This window comes from Legionella sp. W10-070 (genome assembly GCF_900640175.1).
GTDB lineage: Bacteria > Pseudomonadota > Gammaproteobacteria > Legionellales > Legionellaceae > Tatlockia.
On the sequence record NZ_CAAAJC010000002.1, the window covers coordinates 97,856 to 124,072 of the forward strand.

The following is a 26,217-nucleotide window of genomic DNA, read 5'->3' on the forward strand; positions in this document are numbered from 1 at the left end:
TTGATTATAACCCTTCTACCTTGAGCTGCATGACTTTTCCGTGCCAGGAAACCAGTAACACGGGAGATTTTTGCATTTCATAAGCGTGCATTCCATCTGCACTGGTCATACTACCTATCCAGCCAGGAGACAGGATAGTCAGATTTGTCCTTACATACATCCTGTCGTTTAAAAGCCAGGCTCTCGCATCGCCACCGCTTACGGTCAGACGCTGACTCCCCGGTGGAGGCACACCATCCAACACATGCAATAAAAGATCACTTACATTCGGGGGGATTCCTTCTTCCATAGGCATACTCTTGGCATTTGGGCCGTATCCCTGAACCCGCAAATCAACACGATAATCAACTGCTTTTTGCCCAGGAATTAACGTTAACATGACCGGAGTATTGAGACCACGTAATCTAACGGCAAGATTTCCATAGGTGTATAACTTTAATGATTGGATCATCAGGGTATTGCCTGTTTTGTCCCACTGGATATTAAAAGCAGCAGGGTCCCCAAGATCATAGGCACTAATAGGCCAGGGAGCACCTGTAGAATCAAGAAACACCAGAGAAGAAACAAACCCTTGAGATAATCGGATTACCGGTGGAGTTGAACCTGGAGATAAATTTACAAATTGCGAAGTGGCTGTTGGTTTTGGAGGGGTTCCCGCTGTAGCAGATTGAGCATATTCAGATGCATGATAAAGCTGTTTCAGCCGCATTAATTGCTCCGGAGTCAAAGGAAATAATTGACGGGTAACACCCTCAAACGCCTGACTGTCAACCAGTTCATTATCCGCTTCTGGTGTTGGGGCTTGTTGTTGTCGTTGCACTGCTGGTGCCTGAGCTGCTGCTTGAGCAGCAGGTGTTGGTGCAGCCGGTATTGTGGTGGCTGCCGGAGTAGCCGTCTGCTGTCCAGCCTGTTGTCCTTGAGGGGTCTGGGGTTGGGCTAAACGTTGCTGTAACAAACGCAGTTGCTGTAACGCCTGCTGCGCCGAATCAGATTGATCAGCGGCATGAGATAAAGGCATAACATTACTTGATAAAATTAATATAAGCCCAATCCAGTGCAACCCTGTTTTCTTTTTATTCATTCGCTATTCCGCCACTAGCTGGTCCTACGACAAATTGGGAGATCCCTATGCCACGAGGAGAGTTCAATGTTGATACTCTGGTTATGAGCATAGTCACCACATTATTTTGTTGAGAAAATTCGCTGGCACTTTGATAGGTTACTAAAATTGGCATCTGTACCCGCCAGGAATAACGGCCATTCAAGATACCTTTTTGAAGAATAATAGGTGCACGTGTAGCAACAGCAGACACGATTAGTTTTTTTGCCCTTACTGCATCCAGGTTATTCGATTGCTGTAGGGCATTTAAGAATTGGGACCACCCTTCTGAGGTAAAAAATCCGGATGAAGCCTGTAATTCCTGACGATAATTTACAAAATTGTAAGTAAAGGCTGCAATCGCGGCCTGATTTGCCCATTGCAGTATTGCTGAATCCGATTGATTGGGCTCATTTAAAGGGAATAACGGCGTAATCCTGCCATTGATGCTTGTAGCAAAATATTTGGGCGCAGGAGGGTGGGTTAACAGATAAGCCAATAATGAGGCTAACAATATATTCATCAAAATAGAAATCAACAGTATAACCATTATCTTTCGCTGGCCATCCCGGTAGAAAGCATTTCTTGTCGCTACAGTTGTTAAAGCATCTTCAGCCATAATATTCCTCGTCTATTGCGGGATGACTTTTGGTTCATCATCATTAACAGGGTCTGGCTCAAGCAAAGCTGTGCCTGAATCATTACGTGCATCCAATGGGGTTAATTTAACCGGAGGAGAGATTCCATTGGTTGCGTAAAAATCACGCTCTGGCTGATTAAAATGCACATAGTAAATTGCAACCCCCAAAAGAAGATTTATCGCAAGCGAGATCAACACATAGGTTATTCCCTTGCGGTAAGTATGAACATAAAAAGATTTAGAATACTTTATCGAATCCCAAGTTTCTCGTGCCATTTCATTCTCAGCTAAATAATTGCATCTCTAAAAGTGATTTCAATACGTGAATTTGGCGACTTATCTCCCCCCTGAGTATAGGCCATTATAGGTTTATCACTACCAGCGCCAACTGTAAAGATAAACCGGCTATCTATTCCTTGTGACCATAAGTAATCAGCCACAGCTCTTGATCGGGCTAACGTTAAAGCATGCTCACGTTTCGGAGACACATACTTGCTACTGTAACTGGTTACATGGACAGCTACTTTGCGAAATTGTTTCAAAAATTTTACGACATTATTTAATAAGCCATAAGACGCCCAGGTCAATCGCGGCGATTGATCAGGAAACAAGGCAGCAGATGGTATGCTTATTAAATAATCTGAACCAATAGTAACAACTTTTACACCACATTTTGCCAGGCTTTTTTGTAATCCTATAACTGCTTTATCAGAGGTACCCGCCACCTTTCTTGGTAATTGAGGATCATCATCCCGAATTATGTATGGCCTGCCAGTACAACCTGCCAGCAACAGAAGAAGTGCCAGTAAAACGGCATACCCTGTTGAAAAAAACAGTAAGCCAACACGCAATTGTCTCACCTCTTACCTCTTTCATGAAATTCCCATTCCATCAAATAAAAACATACAAATCACCATGTTACAAGCAGTTATTAATAAAATTCAAATGGACTGGTTTTAATGAATGGCAAAATAATTACTAACTAACCTGATACTGGCAGATAATTTAGAATAAAACCATTTATAATTCTTCAGAAGCCTTGGCATTTGCTTTGTCACGTTCCTCAATAATCTTGTCAGAAATCTTATCCACTATTTGGGCTAATTCACCTGGATCCACCTCATCTCGTTCTTGAGGGGGGTAGGTTGTTGCTGTTTGAAAATCTTTAATCAGTTCATTTGCCACTGTACCGGCATATTTATCTTTTGCCCCACTGAAACGCTCGATGGTGGACAGGTAATCTCTTGTATTGCTAATTGCCAGTAGCGGTTCTGAGAATTGCTCGATATCTTTAGCCAGGACAGGCAATCCATCTGCGGAAACTTTCAGTTTATTAAAGATGGTGAGTACACCTTCTTCTTCTTCCTCTACTATCTCTTCTACAGGAGCAGGTTCGTTATGACTGTGGTATGCCAGCAAAGCAGCTACACCACGTTCAATAGGCTCAGCAATGTTGGATTCATGCAATACTTTGGTTATTAAACTGATTTCTTCTGTTTCAACCGCTTTATTAATACTGAGATCGCCGCTTTCAAGCACCCGTTGAAACCCTGATAACTGCTTTTGCAGTTTAATCAGATAATCATCAGGAGGCGGCTCTACCTTTAAGAATTGATTGAGTTTTAATTGCTTAACCGGTTTGGGATTAGCGTAAAACATACGGGCACGCACAATCTTGGATTTAAAGAAAATATGCGCCTCACCTTCAGTCTGTTCTTTTAGATCAAGTAAATCAATACGGGAGCGTTTTTCAAAAGAAGAGCTCTTTGTATCCAGATAACTGTTTGTCATGCTGGTATCTTTAGTCTGGAAAGAATCTACTTTAGTAACGTAAGCCTCCCCTGCCGTTTTAGTAAAGAAATCCCACGTTTCAGTTGGATCCTCAAGCTTCATACAAATTTTAATATTGGTGTTCGCACCAATTGATGCAGCTTCTTCTTTTGAAGCCTTTTGGAATGCTGGTAAGTCCTGTCCGGCAAAAATAGCCGAAAATCCCAGAGAACGCGCCTGAGCCGGTACAACCGCAAACCCCTGAACAGCATAGTAACCATACTCATCAAGGATACACATGTAGGGAGTTGGCGAATTAGTGGGCTTTCGTTCAATAACATCGCGATAATCCCCCTCAACCTGATCACCTAAACCGGCAGCCATCATCGCTTTCAAGGAAGAAACGATGACCTTACCCAGGTTAGATAATTCATCGGGTGATTTTTCCAGAGCAGGTAATAATACCACCAGTATCCGCCGATTAAGCACTACATCCTTGAAATCCACTTCTGCCAGGTTAGTACGGATAATATGTCCGTAAGTATCTGCCAAAGAGGAGAACACCCGAACCAGCTGCATGGTGATAAACCCATGTTGTTCCAATACCTGGGAAACCTGTTTTCCTTTTTTCTCTTTATTGTAGCCAGGCAAGTTAAATACATAGTTGCGCAGCGGGTCAGTAATTAACTTGGGCACTGATTCAATATTAATACTTTCCTGATCATCACGAGGAAAAACCTTATCGAGAACAATTGATTCAAGACGACTTAAGTCAAAATAATTACGAATAGTATTTGCATCAAGTAAAATAGCCCCCTCATCACGCATATACACCAATAATTTCATTAAAGCTTCAACGAAACTGATGGCACGCCCTTTCCACATATCACCATCTGAAGACTGGCCGGAAGATCCCATAAGGCTGACTACAAGCTGGGTAAGCATACTTGAAGAACCTTGGCAAAAAGGATTAAGGGTATTTGAAAGCCGTCGTTCTTGAGGACCTACAATATCCCTTGCGCCTGTCATAAAATTAATCAGTAATAAGTCATCTTCTCGCCCCATGCTGCGTACCATCGAGAAGACTTTAGCGTACAGTGAGTTATCCCCTTTTCCGTCAACATAAATAAAACCACTGGCCTGCACCAAAGCGTTGTACGCGAGTGAAACCAGGGCTTCTGTTTTACCACTACCGGTAGAGCCAAAAATTAGCGCATGCGTTCTTAAATCATCATTGCAAAACCAAAGTTCTTCCTTTGTTTTACGGTCGTTACCAAAAAAGGCAATCCCTCTGGCAATGTTAGGCGTCCCTATCCCTGGCTTTAAGTCATTGTAATCCTTAACCTTGGCAATCATGGGTAACCTGAACGGCAATTTTTGCTTCTTGGAATAACAATAGAGGAAGGCTATCCCCCCCACGATCAGCATCAGGCTCGATATCTCAGATAGATAATAGGTGAATGCTGCCAACGAAACCAAAACAATAGAAACATTAGTAGGGTCTGCAAAAAAATCAGCAAAACGCTGGCCAAGCGTTCGGGTATCACGCAAAAGCTGTGTTGGATCTATTTCATGACGTGAATCAATACCACGCATCATGGCTCTAACTCCTGCAATTCTCTGGGGGTTAATTTAACCTCTTTTATTGCGATTTCGAGTGCCTTAATTGCCTCATCTATCATAGGTACTAAAGAACGCCTGCCCATCACCTTTTCAGCGCGCCAATGAGCAAAGGGGCCTGCAACTTCAGCAAATGGGGTTTGACGCCCTACACAATTAAGCATATACCATAATCGTCGATCTATAGGCTTAAGCCATAAAAATTCTGCGCTTGGAACAACACCATCCTCGCGGGCAGCCTCCAATAAAGAAGCCATGACAGTAAGAAGATAAGCATGTTTAGCCAGAATTTCCTGCACGCTTTCTGAATTCTGATATTTTTTTAATATTGGTACTGCCACTGAAAAATCAAATTTACCTGTAACAGAACCCTTATCCAATGTATTTAAAATCATGGCGGCTGAACTTCTGTCTCTGTTCATACGAGCCAGAAAAACAGCAGCCAATGCGATTACTTGAGGGGGACAACGATCAAATCCATCCCAATATGGCCCTAGTTGCAAGGTAAAAACTCGTTTTGCATCTCCTTTTCTGACCCCTGCGGTCATCTCCTGTCCCGGTACAGGATTGTCCAGAAGCGCATCGTCCTTTTTTAATAGTTTATACTTCCGGGCGAATTCCATTGGCGTAAGCGCCATCGCCCAAGCCCCTTTATTAATATCCATACTGACCAAGTCTTCTTTTACTATTGGCATAATCGCCCGCCAGTTATGCTGCTCCTGTGCACGCAACGTTTTCATATTATGCGCTCGACGAAATTTAAGCGTAATATTTGATTTATAAAGAAGTATGGAACAAAAAATAAGGATAATCGCCACCGGATAACGAATGTAATCCCCCACACCACGAGCCAAATCCAAAAATTGATTCCAACCTACCGTGGCCGGATCGATTGTCTGCATAATGTAAACATCATTATCAAGTTTGGCATCATGAATAAAAAAAGTAATTAGTTTTGCCTGGGCAATGTTAAGATAAAAAACAAAGGAAACAATATACTGATGCCCTAGTTTCCAAATAAAAAAAGCCGCAAAAAACACTAGCACCATAATCCAGACTGGTGCCATTGAGTTATCGCCGCCTTGTTGTTGTGGTTGTTGAGCCATCCGCTTAATCTAGAAATTAAAAATTTAGTATTAAGTGAAGTATATACCCACTTTAGGCATGGTGCGACTATTCACTTGATTCAGTTTGAGAATTTTTTATTAGACGTCCCTTTCTATATTGGTAAACTCCGGTTAAATGGACAAACCGGCTGATATTTTCAATATTTAACGCACGATCTTTAAGCGAAAGTAACGGTCTTCCGAATCGGTCACTCGGCATTTTCTCCGGAGTCATCGGTAAAATATCACTCTGGTTAATGTATGCCGCAACATAAGCTTCATTAAGTTTATTTTCTTTTGATTTAATTAAATTTTTAACATCTTCTTCAGAAGAATAGATCGGTCTTGAAATAATTTGACGAGGTAAGTTGGCAAGGATACGTTCCCAGGCTTGCAGGCTATTACCTTCCGTAGAATAAAGTCCAATAAAGACTTCTTGTTGCCCGGTACGCAAAGCAACACGGTTTGCCAGGTTAGATTCCGTCTGTATTTTTTCCCGGCCTTGCGAACCTGACTGACTGACAAAGTTATCTCTGATTTCACGTAAATTTTTACCAATCACGCGCAGAAAATTAGACTCATCCCATGGACCAGTTTCAATAGCCTCATCCAAAGCCTTTAAAATGGCTTCTACTTGTTGTGATGTTAACTCATCTTTCATGAAAAGAAATCTTAGACGTCCAACACGTCAACTAAAACGAAGAGTGTAGAAAGATTATAACAGTATTCAGCAAGGAACGCCGAATACAGTTATCTAATTTACAGAGCAACCGCATACTTTGAAAATATCTCTGTTTTTCGTCTTTGCGAACCAAGTGAAGCAATCCAGTACAGAGCCTTAACGAAGGCTTCGCTTACGCTAGCAAAGACGTAATGTGTTGTTAATTGAATCCAAGTATGCGGTTGCCCTCATCTAATTTATGATTATTTAAATGAAGGTCCTGAAGCATGAGAATCTTGTTGGGGTCCTTCCGTAGCATTCTCTGAGCTTAATGCTGCCTCTGCTCCTGCCAACTGTGCTTTCACTTCATTCTGGCAAGTAGTTAAAACCTTATAACCAATTTTATTAGTATCATTAAATTGGGCTGCTATTTCTGTTTTTCTTCTTAATTTATCTAATTCCCCAACTACAGCCTGCGCATCTGCAGCAGTAATAGCCGCAATCTTCCCCTCATTTCGGCCAGCAGCTTTCGGGGAGGAAAACAACCCTTGCTCCGATACCCTTACATTCATTCCACTGCTCCCATTTATAAAATTAATAAGCTTAGATTAACAGATCCTTGCTTAAGACAAACTTAAGAAATGCTGAAATTTACTTTTTTTATTATTCGCCTAAATTCATTAGCCACGGTCAAGCCTAATGATAAATTATTCAAAAAATACAAAAACATTATTTCTTAACACTGAGGATAGTATAAGTCTGGAGCTAAATCTAGTCATACATCAGTTCATCCAGTGGCGTATAATCTTTGCTCGGCCCTCCCTGAATTAACTCATTTAAGACATCAGTCATACAGAGCAGCCTCAGGGAATTGGGGGTTACTTCATCAAAGACAACCCGTATTCCTAATAAGGCGCTTTCTGCTTCATCAAACGTCGCCCCTAATCCATAGCCCAGACAAAGGGAGCATAATTGATCTGCCCGACGGGCAATGGCAGGAAGTAATCCTGTATCAGAAAATACCTCATCATAACTCACAAAACGATCATTTAAATAAAATTTGGCATTCATGTTTGCAGCAATCAACGCCATACTTTTACGAATATCTATTTCCATTTACCGCCACCATGGTCGAGAAGATTTGATCGGGCCCGCAAGGAGGCTTCTCAGCCACCTTAAAAAAACAGGGACAGTAAAGCCATAATGCTCAATAATACCAAAAAGTACTGCTGAAACCAGAACCAGCACACCGGTCCAAACCCTGATATGCATTAAAAAGAGAAAAATAGGAAAGGCGGCTCTTGCATCAACCATAAAAAAACGTGCGCTTCTCGCCGAATCCCGCCAATGGGTGGTTTCAGAAAAACCTCCTGCTGCCATACAAGCCTCGTGCCAATTTGCTATCTACATTAAAGTATATCCTTCAGCATCGAGAATTCAAGCAATAGATAACAGGAGCAGCGTTAGAAAAAAGTAGAGTTCCTAATTCACTTTCATAAAGACAAGGTAAAAACGATCTTTGAACATCAGGGCAACAAAATCAAGACATGGGAGTTTTATCAAGTTTATTCTTGTTAGTCAGGCATTGATTTAATATTTCCGCTATAGATAATTCTTTTTTATCAGAATCATGAAGAGGGTTGGAGGGAGCCAGTCCAGACGCACAAACTGCCGCTTCAGTTACAGTTTCTGACAACTGCTCTTCATGCGCTTTAGAAGATGAATTCATCTTGGCTAACATCAGGTTTGTACTACTTGCCATTGGACCTCCTGGCATTCGTTTATGATTTCATCATAGCAAACAAAAATTAAGACTTTATTAAGTAATATTATTATTTTTGCTTCATTTCAACACCCTAATGCAAAAAATTTAGCAACTCTCTATTTGCAGTCTGATTTTAAGTTAATTATTGATGCAAAAACTTACAATAACTTAACAATCAACCTAAACGTTTTAAGCTATCATATTTGAATAAAATTTAAACTTTTTAAGAATCTTCGAGAGGAAAAATGTTTGAATATAATTCAGATGAAGCCCAATTAATGGCATGGAAAGAAGCAATTAAAACAACTCAAACTTATCGCCTCAAATTAAAATACGAACTGCTGGAAGAACTCGAAACAGAGTCAAAACGCCGAAAAAAACAGCAAGAACTCGAAGCCAAGCTTGAAAAAGCATTAGAGGAATTAAATCTCCCACTTGCATGGCAATTTAAAGTTGCTAATGGCAAAGAAAAAATAGATTACTTGAACAAGTTAGAATTGCCTGAGGAAACCAATGGTAAAATTCAGGGAATTAAACAATTAATCAACACGTTAATTCAAGAAATCAATACCAGCAAAAGCGCATCCTCCCGCTTAGACAAATTTGAGGAAAGAAGAAAAACCTTATTGTCTGATGAACATAATCAAGGATGGAGCTGGATACCAAACCTGAATTGGTTATGGAGCATCATCTCCTTTTTCTTACCAATCAGAATAAATTTCCAGCCAGGTTCAGCATTAAGGCAGACGCTGGAAAAAGATATCACGCCACCCAAAGTAGAACTATTGTCCTTACCTGACAACTCAGAAACCAGCGAAATAAAGTTTCTCAATGAGGAAAATTTCCAGGAAGCTGTTTTTTTTAATCCTCACAAAGCACTTGTAGACATTCAGGCGCGCATGCAAAAAACATCTGATGATCAACCGGAGACAATACTTAAACGGCTGGGAGCAATTAAACCAAGGCTGGGATTTGAAGCTTACAACGCCTTGCTAACCCAATTTTTAAAAAAATTTCCCCAGGTTGAAATTAATGCTGTCCAACTTAAAGTAGAACAACTTAATGCAATAAAATTCTTATTATCCCCGGAAACGTACCGCAAGCATTTGGATGCGCTTTTCCAAGAAGACTCCAAGACCTGTCTTCGTTACCACCTTACGCTTTATCTCGAGGATCAACATGAAATCCCTAAACCCCAGGAATACATAGAACATCATCTGATGGCTCGTACATTAATAAAGAGTGTTGTTCCTCCCACAAGCAATGAAGGTGAATTAGATACCCTCTATGCGATTCATAAGTTAATAGCCATATTAGGTTCAACCGCAGAGATTTCAGAAAATAGCCATTTATTGAGGCTAATTTTCACTATGAAACTCGATGATGCTTACAAGCCTGTCTATGAGAAGCTCGAAGGCAAACCTCCTGAGGGTATCCCCTTGGACTTTGCAAAAAAGAATTTCAGCCTGAGCCACCCCCTTCTTATTCAGGTAACACGACTGGCTTGTGAGGAAATTTTATACAATTACCCAATTAATCGACAACCCAACGAAATGGAACACCTCACATTGAACTTCCTGGTAGAAACTGCCCTTCATAAGCTAAGGTTTGGAGCGAGCGCTAAACTTGAACATCCTGATAATCGAGTAGAGTTGATTAACCCTCATGCTCATGGCATGCTGGTGCCAACTGAATATCAACGAGCAGAACATAGTGCATTGATGATTCTGATGCATGCCGCAAATTCAGAAAATGATGGTTTGGCAGCAGCACGCGCTATTCGCAGCAAATATAATCATAGTCCTATGGAGCGGGATTGGATCTTTGCCCGGGTTAATGACAGGCAACCTCAATTACTGTCTAAATTAGACTATATTTTTAATAAGGTTACTTTTTACGACACAAAAGACTTATCATCTTTACCGAAGCTATCAGATGACAACCCGGAAACAACCTCATTAATCTCAGTGATTCAAGACTGTCTTACTACGGCGAATAAAGCTGCTGCTAATTACGATGCCGCAACTGAAAATCAGGCAAATCAGCTGGCATTTCGTTCCCTTTATCAGCTGATTAACCACCCCCAATTAAACTCTGAACAATTGGATATAATTTTCTATAATCTAATCCCCAGATTACAACATAGCTGTATCACCACTAATCTTGCTGATGACTGGTTTGAACAAGTTAAAACCAATCAACAAAAAATACTGCGTTGGTCAGCAAGCAATGCAAACATTGACTCTGCTGAATTACAATCGTTAAACACTAATCCTGATCTGAGAATCAATTCGATATTTGCTACAAGCAAAGGAGATATTGAAAAAGCCGATCGTCTATACGATGCTGCAATTTCGACCTCCCATCAAAAACCGATGATGCTTTTAAATCGTTCTACTTTCATAGCTCAAAAGACTTATTCCCAATTAGCCGTCCACTATTTTTCTCAATTCATGCAAGACCCCAAAAATACTACAAAAGGACGTCAGTTGCTTGAAAAGCTGAAGGTCTATTTGACCGAGGATCAGTATAGGTTATGGGCAACTCAGCTTAACAAGATGACCTCACCCGTTTCCCCTTCTTCAGCAAATGAGGCCTTCTTTTCTCCTAAATCTGAAATAGGAAAAGAAGTAACTGGAAATAATATCCCTCTTGCTATTCTCAGTGGAAGGTCGGAAATTTATTAAGCGTAAACTTGCTCAAATAGGTTCTCTGTAATAAAGTGAGAATATGCTGTATGGAAATTTTTGCTAATGAAAGTATTCTGCGTCCTATTGGCGGTCATGGCATTTATTGCCAGTGCCTATGCTTTTCAGCAGAATGCGCCAATCATACTGGATAGCATCAAGAACTTGGGCTGGCTTGCGCCGCTTTTGTTTTTTTTGTTCTATTGTATTGCTACCATCTCACTGCTGCCAACGATGGTTCTTACCCTTGCCGGGGGCGCATTGTTCGGCCCTTTGTTTGGAACCCTTCTCAATCTGCTTGGCGCAACCATAGGGGCTGCTTGTGCATTTTTAATCAGCAGACATTGGGCTACTGACTGGCTTGCCTCGAAAAGAGGCTCGCGAATGGATAAGCTTATCACCGGGGTAGAGCAAAATGGCTGGCAATTTGTCGCCTTGCTGCGCTTAGTCCCCATCATACCTTTCGGGCTGGTGAATTATGGTCTTGGGCTTACGCAAATTAAGTTCAGTCATTACGTCATTACCACTTTTATTTTCTTAACCCCCGCTGAAATTGTTTATACTTATTGCGGATATGCGGGCATGGATGTTTTAATTCATCAAACACCCCTGTATAAAGGCTCAGGCATTATTGCATTGCTGGCATTAGGCCTGTTGTTTCTCAGCATTAAACTCTTCAGGCGTTATCAACGCCGCCGCTTATGATAGTCAATTAATCGCTTTGTCCCTGGCTAACAATTCTTGCAGCAAAATAATTAGCGGATGGCTCGTCGCAAATAGCGTATTTTCAAACGAATATACCTTGCGAATGCCTTGCAGGGCGTTACATAGAAACATAGCATCAGCCTGAAGCAGCTCATTTCTGTCTAATTCAGATTCCTTACAAACAATACCACTCTCCTGACAAAGAGCTAATATCCGATGTCTTATGATGCCGGCTAATAAGCCACTATTTAACGGGGGAGTATGAAGCTGGTCATCTTTAATGACAAAAAGATTAGCCACTGACGTTTCAGTTGCATGGCGAGCAAAATTAAAAAATAAAACATCATCTGCTCCCATCCCCTCAGCATAACGACGAGCAATAATTGCTTCCAGGTAGTTAATTGACTTAATTTGGTAAACCGGGTTTTGCGAATCTCGAAGCCAGGGTGCACCTAGAAGCTTAAGCGCCCGAGAATCATTGTCATAATGAAATGCATTAAAAATTAAACAGGATTCCTGACTGCGCTCAGTTAATCCCCTTGGCGCATCTCCTCCGCCCAAAATCACTTTAATACCCCCGTCTTGCAGGGCAGCCAACTTAATACAGTGCAAAAGGTTATTAAGCCAGGATTCAAAGGAAAGGGTAAAAGGGATGCCTAGAGAAAATGCAGCCTGTTGAAGACGCTGCCAGTGAAGTTGGGGGTAGCAAGGCTTTCCATGAATAACACGCAGCGTTTCAAAAAGCCCCTCCCCCAGGAAAATTCTGTCATCAGCAAAAAAAGGAGCACGCCCATTTTCATTGGCAAAAATGAGCTCAGTCATCAGAATCAATAATCCACAAAATCATCAAGCTCATCACGCAAGCGCTTTTCTTCCAGCATATTTTCAAGACGTCTGCGGGCATCCAGAATTGAGCTTTCCGGCATTTCAACATCAACTTCCTCTTCGGGACTCAGGAAAGGATCCACTTCATCTAAATCGTCATCATCAAACACGTCGCTCATCTCATTCTCTCAAATATTACTCGTTATATGGTTCACTAAACTAAAATAAACCCAGGTTCTGTGCACTTATCGCTATCTTGCGTCAAAAAGCCTTGATTGGCGAGCACCGAAGCGGAACATACATAGAAGTATGTGAGCATCGGAGCGCTGAAAATCAAGGCTTTTTGGCCAAGACAGTAGACAAGTGCACAGAACCTTACTGCGGAGGGGGTTAAATCTCCTTAAATTGGTGAAGAGCTATATACCTCATTTTTATGATTATGCCTAGATTCTGTGAACAAATTTTTTTGCAGAACGAAAATGTCATTCACCCTCTGCAAACCGAAGCACATCTAGACTAAGGAGAAAAGCGTCAGGCGTATTTAACTTTCAAGAGAGAACAGGCATCTAAAAAGTACTGGATTAGTAATATTCCTTGGCGTATCTTTTCGGCTCCGATGATTACCATACCCATATGACATGCCTTCTTGTGAGTTGAGAAAAAAATACATTGATGTGATTAGAAATCAATTAATTAAAAATGTCGCGCCCGCTGAGATCCTGCGTTGTTTATTAGACGATTACATTAAACATATTTCTTATTTTACAGAAAGCATCTTGCCTTTTTTTGTTTCAAAAAACACAACCAATATCAAATTTGCAAGAAAATTTACCAAACTCTTAAGTTGTCCTGGAGATTTCGATCATGTCTTTAGCATCATTGGCTGCTTAAATACTCATCATATTTTTATAGATGATGAATTCATTACTATTTTAGGCGCTTTTTTTTCGTTATTTGAAAAATATTCATTCCATTTATCGGCGGAGTTAAGAGCAATACTTGGTGTGGAAGATATTTTTTTGTCGTTTGTTAATCAATATATTGACTACTTTGCAAAACAGGAGCAATGGGCAAGTTTGGCGGAGTTGGATTTTATCCCGGAAAAAAGATTCATTGGAGCTGAAAAACTATTATCACAAAACAATGAACAGACTGTGAAAATAATGAATAAATTAGATCATCATTCCACTGATCCTGATTTTTCCCATTTACGAGAACGCTTATCCAGGATACATCAATCTGATATAAAACTGGTGCAAAAAATTAAACAACTTTCAAATCAATTAAAAATACCATTAGAGCAAAACTATTCTGATGAATCCATGACTCAAGGAAATATTTTTTGGCGCATTAAATTATTTCTAGATGGCCATAGAGCCTCAGATCGTCGTGAAGAAAATCAGCAATTCTTATGCCAGTTGAAACCATTTATTGGCAATGAAATTAAACCGCAAATCATTGATGAACTCATTCAAATTTTACAAAAAAATAAAGACTGTTTTTTATCTACAAGCAGTCAAATTCAATGTTTTTCTGGTTTTGATATGTTAATTATACTGGGTGATATCTTTACAAAAGATAATTTGCCAGAAGCGCGTTGTGAAGAGCTTATTGCAACATTGATTTTATTTCTTCGCAACAATGAACGCGCCTATTATCTCGAAGAGACTGTTATAAAAGCCTTGAGAGCTTTGGCCGCTATTATTCCTGCAACACAACATGATTTGGTGGTAAAAAAACTAGCAACTCATTTGTCTCGATTTAATGATTTGGTTTTTTCTACTTGCATTAGTTTTAAAAACGTCCTTAGCGATCAGGAAATAATCATGCTCGCCAGTCAATGGTCTTCTTCTTCACACTTTGAAGTGATTAAAACAGCTCAAAATGCACTAGCCTTCATTTCCATATTACCTCCAAAGATGCTGCAGCCGATAGTTAATGAATTAGTAATAAAGCTATGTCAACCTTCCGGTTGGGAATATCAAAAGCAGGTTTATCAATTACTTTACCAGTATAGGTCGATCATTTCTCCTGACCAATGGTCATACATTTTGAACGTGTTTAAAAAGAATGCATTAGACGTGGCCCCTTGGGACTATCCTGGACTTCTACAGCGAATCTATGAAGTTAAAGAATATCTTCCTTCAGCAGAAATTGGGGGTAAATTACTTGCAGATTTGCAATGGCAAATTAACACCACCCCAACAAGCCTTGATCAAGTCAAGATGCTGATTAAAATAGGTCGTCCTGAGGCAATTGCTATGCTTTTAGAAGTGCTTTTTGCTAAGAAAAAGCATGATTCTGGCGGTTTAAATGCACTTTGGCTTCTAAAAGAGCACGTTCCAGTGAAAAAAAGGGAACTGTTTTGGGGTTTATTATTGCCGATTCAGCATGAAAAAATTGATTATTCCATGTCACTTTTACTTAATATCATTGATGGCTTAGATGAGGAAGAAAATATCTTATGGCGAGAAAGAGCTCTGGAAAGGCTAAATTGGCTTGTAGTACAAAGCAATTCTCAAGAAGTAATTTGGAGTAAAGAAAACATTTTAAAGTTTGATATTTATATTAATGAAGAAAATAAAAAATTAATTGCGCAAAATATCCTAAAAAAACTATGGCAAGTTGATAAGATGGACTTGGAATGGGAACATCATTTACCAATTATCAAAAGTATGGAGCATTACTTTAATTATTTACCTGTTGAACAATATGATGCTCTATTTCAATTTTTATTTTCCTTCCTCTCTGCATTCAGTAAAAAATTTAAGGTGGAGCCCGTGGTTTCTTTTATCCTTAAGTTTCACAAGGCTCTTGAGAAAGAACAATTGCGGGAGATGGGGGAGAAATGGCTGACGATGTTGGACGATTCCTCACGAGGAGAGGCCTTATTTTTTTTAGGTCATTTCCAACCGCTTATTCCGCAAGAATTGTACAAAGACATTATCAAAAAACTGTTGTTACCCATCATAAACGATGCAGATTGTATTGACGAAGAATATTATGCATTAAGGCCGTATATCAGATATATTAGTTTTGAACAGAAAATCGCTTTATTAAGTAAGTTCTCCTTCGTAGAGACGAGTTGTTCTGCTAGAGACATAAAGATGAAATTATTTTTAGATATCTACGCTGGTTATAGAAATGATATGCTCCACCATTATCTACAACGGTTTTTTACAGAAGATAAGCACATCTTGTCTAAAGCGATTATTACAGAGATTGTCTACGGACCAAATTGAACGTTGTAGCCTGGATGGAGCGGCAGCGAAATCCGCGAATGTGTTTATTATCAAGCTCCGATCCCGGATTTCGCTGCCGCTCCATCCAGGCTACAATTACTGCCAATTACCACCAACCGCCGCTTTAATCGCACCCCGTCCTGATGAAACAGTTGAATTATTATCTCTATTAATCAATAATTCCAGCTAAAAAGAGAACCTTCTAATGGCTGATCGTTTTAAACTTGCATTAAGGCAAAGCTACCAACAGCTGCGTAGCAAATTGTCCCCCATCTATCAACAAGCAGTATCCAGACAAGTTTGTGCTCATATTCGCGGTCTGGAACAATATCGCTATGCCAAACGGATTGCACTCTACCAGGCTGCACGAGGGGAAATAAATTTAGGCGAATTGTGGAATTCCGCTCCCTTGCAAGGAAAATATTGCTATTTCCCCAAGTTGAATGAAGATAAAACATTATCTTTTCTACCAGCCACACCTGCAACGCCCTTCATTGAAAATCAATACGGCATTGCAGAACCTGACATAGATAAGCATGATGCCATGCCCCCCGAAGAACTGGACATTATTTTCATGCCTCTTGTTTCTTTTGATGAAAAATGTACCCGCCTTGGCATGGGAGCTGGTTACTATGATCGCACCCTGGCAGAAGTCAATCACCCTCTACTCATTGGCGTAGCCTATGAATTCCAACGCCAGCATTTTATTGAAGCACAACCCTGGGACATTCCTCTTACTGCGGTGGTTACCCAACGTACCATTTACTGGAGTAAATCATGACACGCTATTGGCTAATGAAATCAGAGCCTGACTGCTTTAGCATTGATGATCTGCGCGCTGCCCCCCATCAAACGACTCATTGGGATGGCGTCCGTAATTATCAGGCACGTAACCTGATGCGCGATGAAATGTCAATTGGAGACCAGGTCTTCTTTTACCACTCCAATTGTAGTCCTCCGGGTATTGTTGGCATTGCTGAGGTTAGCAGTAAAGCTTATCCGGATCATACTGCCTTTGATCCGGAAAGCGAGCATCCTGATCCCAAAAGCACCCCCGATAATCCACGCTGGTTTATGGTTGATGTACGTTTTAAGGAAAAATTTAAGCAACTGATCCCGCTTGATACCCTAAAACAGTATCCCGAGCTTGGACAAATGGTTTTATTACGCAAAGGAAACCGCCTGTCCGTATTGCCAGTGAAAAAAGAGGAGTGGGATTTTATTATCACCGAATTATGCCCTTAGGTTCTGTGCACTTATCGCTAGGTTGAGCCAAGATAGTAGATAAGTGCACAGAACCTAAAGAGCATCATTACCTACCTCGCCCGTCCTGATTCGTACAACCTGCTGCAATTCTGAAACAAAAATTTTGCCATCTCCAATTTTGCCGGTATAAGCCGCCTTGCAAATGGCATCAATTGCAGCTTCCACCATCGTATCAGGCAACGCCAGTTCAATTTTAATCTTTGGAAGAAAATCAACGACATATTCCGCCCCTCGATACATTTCAGTATGGCCTTTCTGGCGGCCAAATCCCCGGGTTTCAGAGATAGTAATTCCAGGTACACCTATTTCCATCAGTGCTTCGTGGACATCATCAAGTTTAAATGGCTTGATAATTGCGGTCAGCATTTTCATCATGATTCCTTTTAGATATTACATGACTAAAAGCCTTAAATTTTGCTAGACTGTCAGCCATTAGAAAACACGCAGGAGATTTGCATGTTTAACACCAGACAACTTGACGAGTTAGCAAAGAAACTGCTCGCCACCTTGCCCTTAAGTGTACAAAATTTTGAAAAAGAGATTCAACAAAAATTCAAAGAAGTTTTACAAGCCAGCTTTGCACGACTGGATCTGGTGACCCGCGAAGAGTTTGATATACAAACTAAAGTTTTGGCAAGAACGCGGGAGAAACTGGACGAATTGCAGATAGAAATTGAAAATTTGATAGCAAAGAATAAAACAACCAAGTAAACTCCCTGGTGCAATAAAAATAACATAACAAGTAGTCAAGATGCGCTTGTTAGTCCAACTATCAGGAAGAATAATGAATCTCGCTTTTAGCAAAACGCGCAGTGCCGTAGGCATCTATGCGCAACCTGTTTCAGTGGAAGTCCATTTATCTAATGGGCTGCCGGGCTTTACTATTGTTGGCCTTGCGGAAACCGCCGTCAAGGAAAGTAAAGACCGTGTCCGTAGTGCCATTATCAATAGTCAATTTGAGTTCCCCTGCCGTAAAATTACTGTCAATCTGGCACCTGCTGATTTACCCAAATCAGGCAGCGGCTTTGATCTACCCATTGCAATTGGCATTCTTGCTGCCTCAGGGCAAATTCCCATGCAGAAATTAGCCTCACATGAATTTATTGCCGAGTTGGCTTTAAGTGGAAATTTGCGCGGCGTTTCAGCCATTATCCCCATAGTACTCGCTGCTCATCGTGACAAGCAGCAACTCATTATTTCTGAAGTTAATGCCGAGGAAGCATCACTTGCCGGATATAAAGGCGTCTACGCTGCCAGTAGCCTGCGTGAAGTTTGCAGTTATCTATGCCAGGATACAGCCCTGCAGGAATTACCTGCACCACCTGAAACAGAGCAGCTGTCAGCAAAACTTGATTGGTCGGACATTAAGGGACAATATCACGCAAAACAGGCTATGGAAATTGCGGCCTGCGGCGGGCACAGTATTTTATTATGCGGCCCTCCTGGCAGCGGCAAGACGATGCTGGCTAAACGTTTTAGCACCTTGCTTCCGGAACTCTCTGAAACTCAAGCCCTGGAATGCGCTGCAATTAACTCGATTCGCGGACATCTTCCTGACTTCAATAAGTGGCGCCATCCTCCTTTTCGCTCACCCCATCACACCGCATCACCTGTGGCATTGGTCGGCGGAGGGAATCCGCCCAAACCGGGTGAAATTTCGCTGGCCCATCATGGTGTCTTATTCCTTGATGAACTGCCTGAGTTTCACAAGCACGTCCTGGAAACCTTACGTGAACCGCTGGAATCAGGCAACATTTGCATTTCTCGAGCAGCCATCCAAAGCGAATTTCCAGCTCAGTTTCAGCTTATTGCCGCAATGAATCCCTGTCCTTGTGGCCAATGGGGCAACCCTCAGGCCAATTGCTTATGCACCCCCGAACGCATCAGCCGTTATCTGGCGAAATTATCAGCGCCCTTGCTGGACAGAATTGATATGCAGGTCACAGTACAAGCCCTCTCACAGGAAGAACTAATCAAACCTAATCAGGCAGAAGCAGGACAAAGCATGACGATAAGAGAACGCGTAACTAATATTCGCGCGTTACAATCAGAGCGTCAGGGCTGTACTAACGCTCAGCTCAGCGCCAAAGATTGCGAAACCCTATGTGCCTTGGGAGAAGAAGAACAAGGCTTCTTAAATCAGGCAATGCAGCGGCTGAAATTATCCGCCCGCGCTTATCACCGTTTATTAAAAGTGGCGAGAACCATTGCGGATATCAATCAATCAGAGAGAGTGACGCTTGGTGCGCTACAACAGGCACTATCCTTTAAGCAGACACTCCAGGCTCCCAGATAACGGCGAAACTATCAGTATCGCCAGCCGCTACTCTCGTTTAATGAGCGATTCCAGAATGGCCATACGCATAAAAACCCCGTTACTGACCTGGTGCAATATAAAGGATTGCGCTCCATCTGCTACCTGGCTATCGATTTCAACGCCCCTATTTATAGGGCCGGGATGCATGACCATTGCATCCGTTTTGGCATACTTGAGCATGTCTTCGGTGATGGCGAATTCGCGCCGATACGTTTCTAAATCAAGCTGCTCATTTTCCTGCAAACGTTCACGCTGCACCCTTAGGCAAATGATTACATCCGCATCCTTCAAGCCTTCTGATAAAGAATCAGTGACATAACCGAAATGTACAACGCTTGGTTGCCATATCCTGGGGGCAATCAGAGCAAGCGCTTTAACACCTAAAGAAGAACAGAGACATTGCAGCGAATTCGCCACCCGCGAATGGCGAATATCACCCACTATAGCCAGTTTAAGTTGCTTTAAATCCGGTTTTTGTTCGTAAATAGTCATCAAATCCAACATTGCCTGACTGGGGTGTGCATGGCGGCCATCACCCGCGTTAACAATGTGGAGCTCGTTTTTCAACTCAGCCGCTAATCGTGACTGTAATCCATCCTGATTATGTCGGATTACAAACAGGTTAATTCCCATAGCAGCCAGGGTTCTTAAGGTATCCTCAATGGTCTCGCCCTTTGCTTCAGAAGAATGCTGTAAATCTACATTGATTACCGGCATGGATAGCTTTTTTGCTGCCAACTCAAAACTGATGCGTGTTCGGGTGCTATTTTCATAGAAAAGATTGGCAACGGTATGTTGAGCGTAATCAGGGTAAACTTTGCTATTTTTAAAATAAATTGCTCTTTGCAATAAAGAGTCTATCTGCTGTCGGGAAAGCTGGCTAATATCTAAAAAATGCTTCATATCTTTAATTTAATTATATTGCAGCCACTGCTCCAATATAATACAAGCAGCGATGCTATCAACCTGAGATTGCCTGATTTTACGGTATCCGCCCTCAGCAAACAACTGGGCCCGCGCCTCTACAGTCGATAAACGTTCATCGACCAAATGAACAGGCAAGGCAAACCGTTTCCTTAACTGGCGGGCAAAACCTCGTGCAGCGGCTGTCGTATATTGTTCACGATCATCAATACAGGTAGGTAATCCAACAATCAGTGCCTGAGGTTGCCATTGAATTAACAGCTCCTGGATCTTCCCCCAATCCGGTACTCCTGTCTTTGCATCCAAAGTAGTCAATGGCCGGGCGCTGCAAGTGATTTTCTGACCAACAGCCACCCCTATTCGTTTGTAACCAAAATCAAATCCCAAATAAACACCCTCAGGCATATAAGAAACCCCAATCGTATTGGATATAAGCACTCTGCATCGTTATGTAGTTATGGAGCCGTTGGCTGCACTTTGTTTAACCCAATATGCCTGGATTATACCCAAGATACTTCAAAGCTAAGCATGTCCTACGACAGAAGTTAATTGGTTCATTTTAACACCAATTATTGAACCAGCGTACTCCCAGCGTTCAGCAAAAGGTACTTCATAAAGTATTTCGGCATTAAAAGGACAAACCAACCAGGAATTATCCAAAACCTCCTGTTCCAACTGGTGTTCCCCCCATCCAGAATAGCCTAATGTTATTAATACATCCTTTGGACCCTTATCTGCAGCGATAGCATGAATAATATCACTGGAAGTAGTTACTGCTACCTCTTCCCGTAATGCCAGACTGGATCGCCAACCACTCTCTACAGGTCGATGGATGACAAAACCTCGTTCCGGCTGTATCGGCCCCCCGAAAAGCAGTGGTTTTTGATTTTGTTCATGCCGTGCTGGTTCAATTTGCATTTGCTCAAAAATCATGCTTAGAGGGTATTGCATTGGTCTGTTAATAATTAATCCTACCGTCCCCTGAACATGATGTTCGCAAATATAGATCACTGATCGTTCAAAATTGGGATCAACCAGTGAAGGCATGGCGATCAACAGGTGATTGGCCAAAGAGGAATTGATAGCCATGACACTCCCCCAAATCCCGTAAAGTTAATATAAGTATATACTAAATAATGATTTTAAACTGGTTGCTATTCTCTATATTATGTTTATCTTATTAATTTTAAATCGATTAATCTGCTAAAATAAAAAGGATACAAATCCTGTTTCTGTTAATCTCGGATTAACAGATTTTCCCAATTAAAGTTCAAAGGATTTATGGTGGAAACAATTGAGCTTACAAAAAGAGATGTGTTTTTTTTACGCGCCCTGGAAGTCGATGAATTGATCCTGATGATTATTGTTGCAGGCTTAATCCTTTTGCTGACTACGGTTTACTTATGGGATAGGGCTCAGAAACGCCATGCTGTTTTACGCAATTACCCTATTATTGGTCATTTCCGTTATTTTTTTGAGTTTCTTGGCGAGTTTTTCCGTCAGTATTTTTTTGCAAACGACCGGGAGGAAATGCCTTTCAACAGGGCAGAGCGCTCCTGGGTATATCGAGCAGCCAAAAACGTTGATACAACTATCGGCTTTGGTTCAACGCGCCCTCTTCATGATACCGGGACGGTTTATTTCGTAAGCGCCCCCTTTCCGCCACTTACCCGGGATGAGGCAACTATTCACCCTGTCACAATAGGCCCTTATTGTAAACAGCCATATACTTCAAACCACATTTTCAATATTTCCGCCATGAGTTATGGTTCAATTTCCAAACCAGCAATTCTGGCGCTGGGAAGGGGCGCAAAAAAAGCAGGCTGTTGGCTTAATACAGGGGAAGGAGGCATTTCTCCCTACCATTTAGAATCTGGCTGTGACATTGTTGCACAAATAGGCACAGCAAAATATGGATTCCGAGATGCGGAGGGGCATCTGTCGGATTCCAGACTGCGCGAACTGGCTGCACATGACAATATCAAGATGTTTGAAATTAAACTCAGTCAAGGTGCTAAACCCGGTAAGGGGGGCATTTTACCAGCAGTGAAAGTATCCGAAGAGGTCGCACAAATCAGAGGGATCCCTGCCCATATGGATTCCATTAGTCCCAATCGGCACACTGACATTGGCAATGTAGAAGAACTCTTGAATAGCATTGAACATATTCGTCAAGTTACAGGCAAGCCTGTAGGCTGTAAATTCGTATTAGGCAGTTACGAATGGGTTTATGATTTATGCAAAGCTATTCATAAACGGGGGGTTAAATTTGCCCCCGACTTTATTACCCTTGACAGCGCTGATGGCGGTACTGGCGCATCACCTCAGGGGCTGATGGATTATATGGGCATCCCCATTCAAGAGTCCCTTCCTGTCCTGGTGGATATTCTGGTTATGTATAATTTACGTGAACGAATCAAAGTTATCGCCAGTGGGAAACTGATTAGCCCTTCGGGTGTTGCCTGGGCTCTTTGCGCCGGCGCTGACTTCGTTAACTCAGCCCGCGGTTTTATGCTGGCTTTAGGCTGCATTCAATCCATGCAATGCCATAAAAATACCTGCCCGACAGGCATTGCCACACATAATCCTCGTTTACAAAGAGGACTGGTCGTTACAGACAAAGCTGAGCGCGTTTACCATTATGCCAATAATATGGCTCATGAAGTAGCCATCATCAGTCATTCTTGCGGCGTCGAGGAGCCCAGACTATTACGGCGAAAACATGCCCGCATAGTAAGGGAAGATGGTTTCTCAGTCTCTCTGGAAGAAATTTTCCCCTATAAAAAACCCTTGCCGGATTATGAATAAACGACTGCATTGATTGTTAAACTTTCCCAATTCTGACCCAATCAGGATTTTTTTTGTAAAAACTATTGAGAATTATACCCGTTTTACGCTATGTTGGAAAAACCACGTATAGAAGTGGGATTTAATAATTGTCATTTAAGGATGAATGCAATTGCTCAACAGTCAGATGTTGACGATTGATAAGCTTTAGCAAAAGGAGGATTCTATGGCTATAGGCGAAGTCAAATGGTTTAATAATGCCAAGGGATGGGGATTTATTATGCCAGAAGGTGGCGGTGAAGATATTTTTGTTCACTTTTCCGCAATTCATGGTACCGGCTATAAAACACTGGTTCCCGGCCAGCAAGTAAGTTACGATCTTGAAAAAGGGGAGCGCGGTCTGCATGCCTCTAATGTCATTGCATTGGTCGCTGAAGAAGCTGGCGCTTAATAATTTCCACACAGCAGTCTGTACTGCTGTGTAATTGTTCCTAAATTACCTGGCGGCTTATTTGCTGTCCTTTGATAGATTATGAAAAAAGGTTTGCTACTTATTAACCTCGGAACGCCGGACAATTCAGATGTTCGCTCAGTCAGACGATACCTGAAACAATTTCTTAAGGATAAACGGGTTATTGATTTACCATCCCCCATTAGAAACCTTATTCTTTATGGGTTCATATTACCATTCAGGCCGCAACAGTCCGCACATGCCTATCAAGCCATCTGGACAAAAAAAGGCTCTCCTTTGCTTGTCAATAGCCGTAATTTACAGGCCAAATTACAATTGCAACTTGGGGATGAATGGAAAGTATCCCTTGGAATGCGCTATGGCAACCCGTCTGTCAGTAATGCACTGAAGGAGCTTGGAGACTGCGAATCCATTACCGTATTGCCGCTCTACCCACAATATTCATCAGCAGCCACAGGCTCCTCAATAGAAGAGGTATTAAGGCAGCTCGCCCCCAATGCGGTTTTTCCTTCCTTAACCATTATCCGGGATTTTTTTCAGCATCCGGCTTTTATCGATGCTCAGGCTGCACTTATAAAACCCCATATTGCGACACATGACTACCTACTTTTCAGTTACCATGGCATACCGGAACGTCATTTGATTTATAATGGCTGTAAATCGGTATGTAACGGGCCGTGTCCTGCGGATAAAAGCAGCAAAGGCTGCTATAAAGCCCAATGCTACGCTACCAGCCGGGAACTGGCAAAACTGCTTAATTTAACCGAAAAAGACTATGGTACCGCCTTTCAATCCCGGTTAGGGAAAACACCATGGATTAAACCTTATACGGATGTTTTGTTGACTGAATTGGCAAGGAAGGGAATAAAGCGCCTTGCCATTTCCTGTCCTTCTTTCGTTGCCGACTGTCTTGAAACCCTTGAAGAGATAGGGATTCGCGCCAAAGCACAATGGGAGCAGCTTGGAGGCAGTCAATTAACTTTAATCCCTTGTGTTAATGACTCTGACCTGTGGGTTGAAGGCCTGTTTAATCTTGTGCAACAGGGTGCGCTTCCAAGTGTCAGGCCCACCGACAACAATTTATAAAATTTAAGGTCATAGAAATGGAATATCTTACCGAATTCACCCCCTATCGTGGATTAGCAGGCGGGGTTCTTATTGGTCTCAGTGCGGTTCTGTTTTTAGCGGTGAATGGACGAATTGCTGGCATGAGCGGATTAATCCATGGATTATGCCCGCCAGAAAAAGGGCAATCTTTTTGGCGCCTGGCTTTCCTGCTTGGTTTAATCGTTGGTGGTATCGCGTTTTATTTATTTCCGGCAATTCAGTTTTCATTGCGTCATGACTTTCCAATTCTACTATTGTTAATCGGCGGTTTCTGTGTCGGTTTTGGTACACGCATGGGACAAGGGTGCACTTCAGGTCACGGTGTTTGTGGAATTGCGCGTCTATCAATGCGCTCCATCCTGGCCACGTTGGTTTTTATGGCTTCGGCCTTTATTACCGTGTATATCGTACGACATCTGGGAGGGATCTATTGATGTATCATCTGATGGCTTTTATTAACGGAATAATCTTTGGAGCAGGATTGACCATTTCAAATATGATGAATCCTTATAAAGTACTTAACTTTCTGGATGTTACCGGCAATTGGGATCCTACTTTGCTTGTGGTCATGGTTGCTGCGTTATTGACGACTTTTATTGGATATCGGATTGTTCGCTTGTTCAGAAAACCGGTTCTTGGAGAACGTTTTCATATTCCTGAAAAAACAAAGATTACGAAACGATTCATCCTCGGCAGTGTTATTTTCGGCATTGGCTGGGGAATAGCCGGTTATTGTCCTGGTCCCTCCATAACTGCTTTAGCGACCTGGAATATGGATCCCTTATATTTTGTTATCAGTATGGTTATGGGTTCATATGCCTATTATTGGTTTTATATCCGCAATAAAAGGGAGTGAATTATATTTTCAAAGTATGCGGTTCCCTGAATTGATTTTCAAAAAATTGCAAAATTTATTTTTTATGCTATAGAAATTACATATTAAAATTTTCTAATGAGGTAAGTATGCCTTACAGACAATTTGCTGAGCGACTCAATAAGGAACTTGATAGTATTGACGTTCCGTCTCGCAGTGAAGAGCGTATTGAAGCTTTTGCCAAACTTGTTAGGATACCCAAGTTTAAAGCGGAGGCTTTTTTAAACGGCATTACTTTACCTGATGATAAACTATTAACCTCGATTGCCGAAGAACTGGAGGTTAATACTTCCTGGTTAATCGGTAAAAGTGAGCAGAAAAAAATAGCTACGAAATAGGGAAAATCAGAA

General features: G+C 41.6%; 30 protein-coding genes. 13 read left to right on the forward strand and 17 right to left on the reverse strand.

The window, feature by feature from the left end; genetic code table 11:
- Positions 1-4: 4 nt before the first annotated feature.
- The 11 genes from E1O65_RS01380 to E1O65_RS01430 all read right to left on the reverse strand — a co-directional run bounded on the left by E1O65_RS01380 (position 5) and on the right by E1O65_RS01430 (position 8,658).
- A complete protein-coding gene (locus E1O65_RS01380) occupies positions 5-1,081 on the reverse strand; it encodes a DotH/IcmK family type IV secretion protein (protein WP_133131805.1) in 1,077 nt (358 codons plus the stop codon).
- Positions 1,074-1,718, reverse strand: coding sequence for a type IVB secretion system apparatus protein IcmL/DotI (locus tag E1O65_RS01385; protein ID WP_133131806.1), 645 nt, complete (start codon positions 1,716-1,718; stop codon positions 1,074-1,076). The genes E1O65_RS01380 and E1O65_RS01385 overlap by 8 nt, the downstream gene beginning before the upstream one ends.
- Before the next feature lie 12 nt (positions 1,719-1,730).
- Positions 1,731-2,015: a type IVB secretion system protein IcmM/DotJ gene (gene icmM / locus E1O65_RS01390; protein WP_133131807.1), complete on the reverse strand. Its 285-nt coding sequence runs from the start codon at positions 2,013-2,015 to the stop codon at positions 1,731-1,733.
- Between the two features lie 11 nt (positions 2,016-2,026).
- Positions 2,027-2,599: a type IVB secretion system protein IcmN/DotK gene (gene icmN, locus E1O65_RS01395; protein WP_133131808.1), complete on the reverse strand. Its 573-nt coding sequence runs from the start codon at positions 2,597-2,599 to the stop codon at positions 2,027-2,029.
- A gap of 160 nt (positions 2,600-2,759) precedes the next feature.
- Positions 2,760-5,108, reverse strand: a complete 2,349-nt coding sequence (locus E1O65_RS01400; protein WP_133131809.1) for a TraM recognition domain-containing protein — start codon at positions 5,106-5,108, stop codon at positions 2,760-2,762.
- Entirely contained in the window at positions 5,105-6,235 is a 1,131-nt protein-coding gene (gene icmP / locus E1O65_RS01405; RefSeq protein WP_133131810.1) for a type IVB secretion system coupling complex protein DotM/IcmP, read from the reverse strand. The genes E1O65_RS01400 and icmP overlap by 4 nt, the downstream gene beginning before the upstream one ends.
- A 67-nt stretch (positions 6,236-6,302) precedes the next feature.
- Positions 6,303-6,896 (reverse strand): Dot/Icm secretion system protein IcmQ, encoded by a 594-nt coding sequence (gene icmQ, locus E1O65_RS01410; protein WP_133131811.1) that lies wholly within the window; start codon positions 6,894-6,896, stop codon positions 6,303-6,305.
- A gap of 263 nt (positions 6,897-7,159) precedes the next feature.
- Positions 7,160-7,468 (reverse strand): hypothetical protein, encoded by a 309-nt coding sequence (locus tag E1O65_RS01415; RefSeq protein ID WP_133131812.1) that lies wholly within the window; start codon positions 7,466-7,468, stop codon positions 7,160-7,162.
- Positions 7,469-7,667: 199 nt separating this feature from the next.
- A complete protein-coding gene (locus E1O65_RS01420) occupies positions 7,668-8,012 on the reverse strand; it encodes a type IV secretion IcmS family protein (RefSeq protein ID WP_133131813.1) in 345 nt (114 codons plus the stop codon).
- Positions 8,013-8,276, reverse strand: coding sequence for an IcmT/TraK family protein (gene icmT / locus E1O65_RS01425; protein ID WP_133131814.1), 264 nt, complete (start codon positions 8,274-8,276; stop codon positions 8,013-8,015).
- Positions 8,277-8,436: 160 nt separating this feature from the next.
- Positions 8,437-8,658 carry a hypothetical protein gene (locus E1O65_RS01430; RefSeq protein ID WP_133131815.1) on the reverse strand — a complete coding sequence of 74 codons (222 nt, stop codon included), beginning with the start codon at positions 8,656-8,658 and terminating at the stop codon, positions 8,437-8,439.
- A gap of 248 nt (positions 8,659-8,906) precedes the next feature.
- Here E1O65_RS01430 and E1O65_RS01435 point away from each other — a divergent pair, with 248 nt between their 5' ends.
- Complete coding sequence (locus E1O65_RS01435; RefSeq protein ID WP_133131816.1) at positions 8,907-11,348, forward strand: hypothetical protein; 2,442 nt, start codon at positions 8,907-8,909, stop codon at positions 11,346-11,348.
- A gap of 66 nt (positions 11,349-11,414) precedes the next feature.
- Entirely contained in the window at positions 11,415-12,053 is a 639-nt protein-coding gene (locus E1O65_RS01440) for a TVP38/TMEM64 family protein (RefSeq protein ID WP_133131817.1), read from the forward strand.
- Between the two features lie 3 nt (positions 12,054-12,056).
- Here E1O65_RS01440 and E1O65_RS01445 read toward each other — a convergent pair whose 3' ends face one another.
- Positions 12,057-12,875 (reverse strand): aminotransferase class IV, encoded by an 819-nt coding sequence (locus E1O65_RS01445; protein WP_133131818.1) that lies wholly within the window; start codon positions 12,873-12,875, stop codon positions 12,057-12,059.
- Positions 12,876-12,880: 5 nt separating this feature from the next.
- Positions 12,881-13,057, reverse strand: coding sequence for a hypothetical protein (locus E1O65_RS12515; protein ID WP_165474870.1), 177 nt, complete (start codon positions 13,055-13,057; stop codon positions 12,881-12,883).
- Positions 13,058-13,552: 495 nt separating this feature from the next.
- On the opposite strand from E1O65_RS12515, the gene E1O65_RS01450 reads away from it, so the two are divergent.
- From E1O65_RS01450 to E1O65_RS01460, 3 genes are all read left to right on the forward strand, one after another.
- Positions 13,553-16,120 carry a hypothetical protein gene (locus E1O65_RS01450; protein WP_133131819.1) on the forward strand — a complete coding sequence of 856 codons (2,568 nt, stop codon included), beginning with the start codon at positions 13,553-13,555 and terminating at the stop codon, positions 16,118-16,120.
- Positions 16,121-16,325: 205 nt separating this feature from the next.
- A complete protein-coding gene (locus tag E1O65_RS01455; RefSeq protein WP_133131820.1) occupies positions 16,326-16,901 on the forward strand; it encodes a 5-formyltetrahydrofolate cyclo-ligase in 576 nt (191 codons plus the stop codon).
- Positions 16,898-17,365 carry an EVE domain-containing protein gene (locus tag E1O65_RS01460; RefSeq protein ID WP_133131821.1) on the forward strand — a complete coding sequence of 156 codons (468 nt, stop codon included), beginning with the start codon at positions 16,898-16,900 and terminating at the stop codon, positions 17,363-17,365. Before E1O65_RS01455 ends, E1O65_RS01460 begins: the two co-directional genes overlap by 4 nt.
- Positions 17,366-17,419: 54 nt before the next feature.
- Here E1O65_RS01460 and E1O65_RS01465 read toward each other — a convergent pair whose 3' ends face one another.
- On the reverse strand, positions 17,420-17,758 hold the full coding sequence (locus E1O65_RS01465) for a P-II family nitrogen regulator (RefSeq protein WP_133131883.1): 339 nt from the start codon (positions 17,756-17,758) through the stop codon (positions 17,420-17,422).
- Between the two features lie 84 nt (positions 17,759-17,842).
- Here E1O65_RS01465 and E1O65_RS01470 point away from each other — a divergent pair, with 84 nt between their 5' ends.
- Positions 17,843-18,097 carry an accessory factor UbiK family protein gene (locus tag E1O65_RS01470; protein WP_133131822.1) on the forward strand — a complete coding sequence of 85 codons (255 nt, stop codon included), beginning with the start codon at positions 17,843-17,845 and terminating at the stop codon, positions 18,095-18,097.
- Positions 18,098-18,170: 73 nt separating this feature from the next.
- Positions 18,171-19,682 carry a YifB family Mg chelatase-like AAA ATPase gene (locus E1O65_RS01475; RefSeq protein ID WP_133131823.1) on the forward strand — a complete coding sequence of 504 codons (1,512 nt, stop codon included), beginning with the start codon at positions 18,171-18,173 and terminating at the stop codon, positions 19,680-19,682.
- A gap of 27 nt (positions 19,683-19,709) precedes the next feature.
- Here E1O65_RS01475 and E1O65_RS01480 read toward each other — a convergent pair whose 3' ends face one another.
- The 3 genes from E1O65_RS01480 to E1O65_RS01490 all read right to left on the reverse strand — a co-directional run bounded on the left by E1O65_RS01480 (position 19,710) and on the right by E1O65_RS01490 (position 21,716).
- A complete protein-coding gene (locus E1O65_RS01480) occupies positions 19,710-20,606 on the reverse strand; it encodes an aspartate carbamoyltransferase catalytic subunit (protein WP_133131824.1) in 897 nt (298 codons plus the stop codon).
- Positions 20,607-20,615: 9 nt separating this feature from the next.
- On the reverse strand, positions 20,616-21,032 hold the full coding sequence (gene ruvX / locus E1O65_RS01485; RefSeq protein WP_133131825.1) for a Holliday junction resolvase RuvX: 417 nt from the start codon (positions 21,030-21,032) through the stop codon (positions 20,616-20,618).
- 117 nt (positions 21,033-21,149) lie between these two features.
- Entirely contained in the window at positions 21,150-21,716 is a 567-nt protein-coding gene (locus E1O65_RS01490) for a YqgE/AlgH family protein (protein WP_133131826.1), read from the reverse strand.
- Positions 21,717-21,908: 192 nt separating this feature from the next.
- Between E1O65_RS01490 and E1O65_RS01495 the strand changes: the two genes are divergently transcribed.
- The 6 genes from E1O65_RS01495 to E1O65_RS01520 all read left to right on the forward strand — a co-directional run bounded on the left by E1O65_RS01495 (position 21,909) and on the right by E1O65_RS01520 (position 26,205).
- On the forward strand, positions 21,909-23,435 hold the full coding sequence (locus E1O65_RS01495; protein WP_133131827.1) for an FMN-binding glutamate synthase family protein: 1,527 nt from the start codon (positions 21,909-21,911) through the stop codon (positions 23,433-23,435).
- A 205-nt stretch (positions 23,436-23,640) separates the two neighbouring features.
- Positions 23,641-23,865 (forward strand): cold-shock protein, encoded by a 225-nt coding sequence (locus E1O65_RS01500; protein WP_133131828.1) that lies wholly within the window; start codon positions 23,641-23,643, stop codon positions 23,863-23,865.
- Positions 23,866-23,946: 81 nt separating this feature from the next.
- Entirely contained in the window at positions 23,947-24,972 is a 1,026-nt protein-coding gene (hemH, locus tag E1O65_RS01505) for a ferrochelatase (protein WP_133131829.1), read from the forward strand.
- Positions 24,973-24,989: 17 nt separating this feature from the next.
- Entirely contained in the window at positions 24,990-25,427 is a 438-nt protein-coding gene (locus E1O65_RS01510; protein ID WP_133131830.1) for a YeeE/YedE family protein, read from the forward strand.
- Complete coding sequence (locus E1O65_RS01515; RefSeq protein ID WP_133131831.1) at positions 25,427-25,849, forward strand: DUF6691 family protein; 423 nt, start codon at positions 25,427-25,429, stop codon at positions 25,847-25,849. Before E1O65_RS01510 ends, E1O65_RS01515 begins: the two co-directional genes overlap by 1 nt.
- Before the next feature lie 107 nt (positions 25,850-25,956).
- Positions 25,957-26,205: a hypothetical protein gene (locus tag E1O65_RS01520; protein WP_133131832.1), complete on the forward strand. Its 249-nt coding sequence runs from the start codon at positions 25,957-25,959 to the stop codon at positions 26,203-26,205.
- Positions 26,206-26,217: the final 12 nt, after the last annotated feature.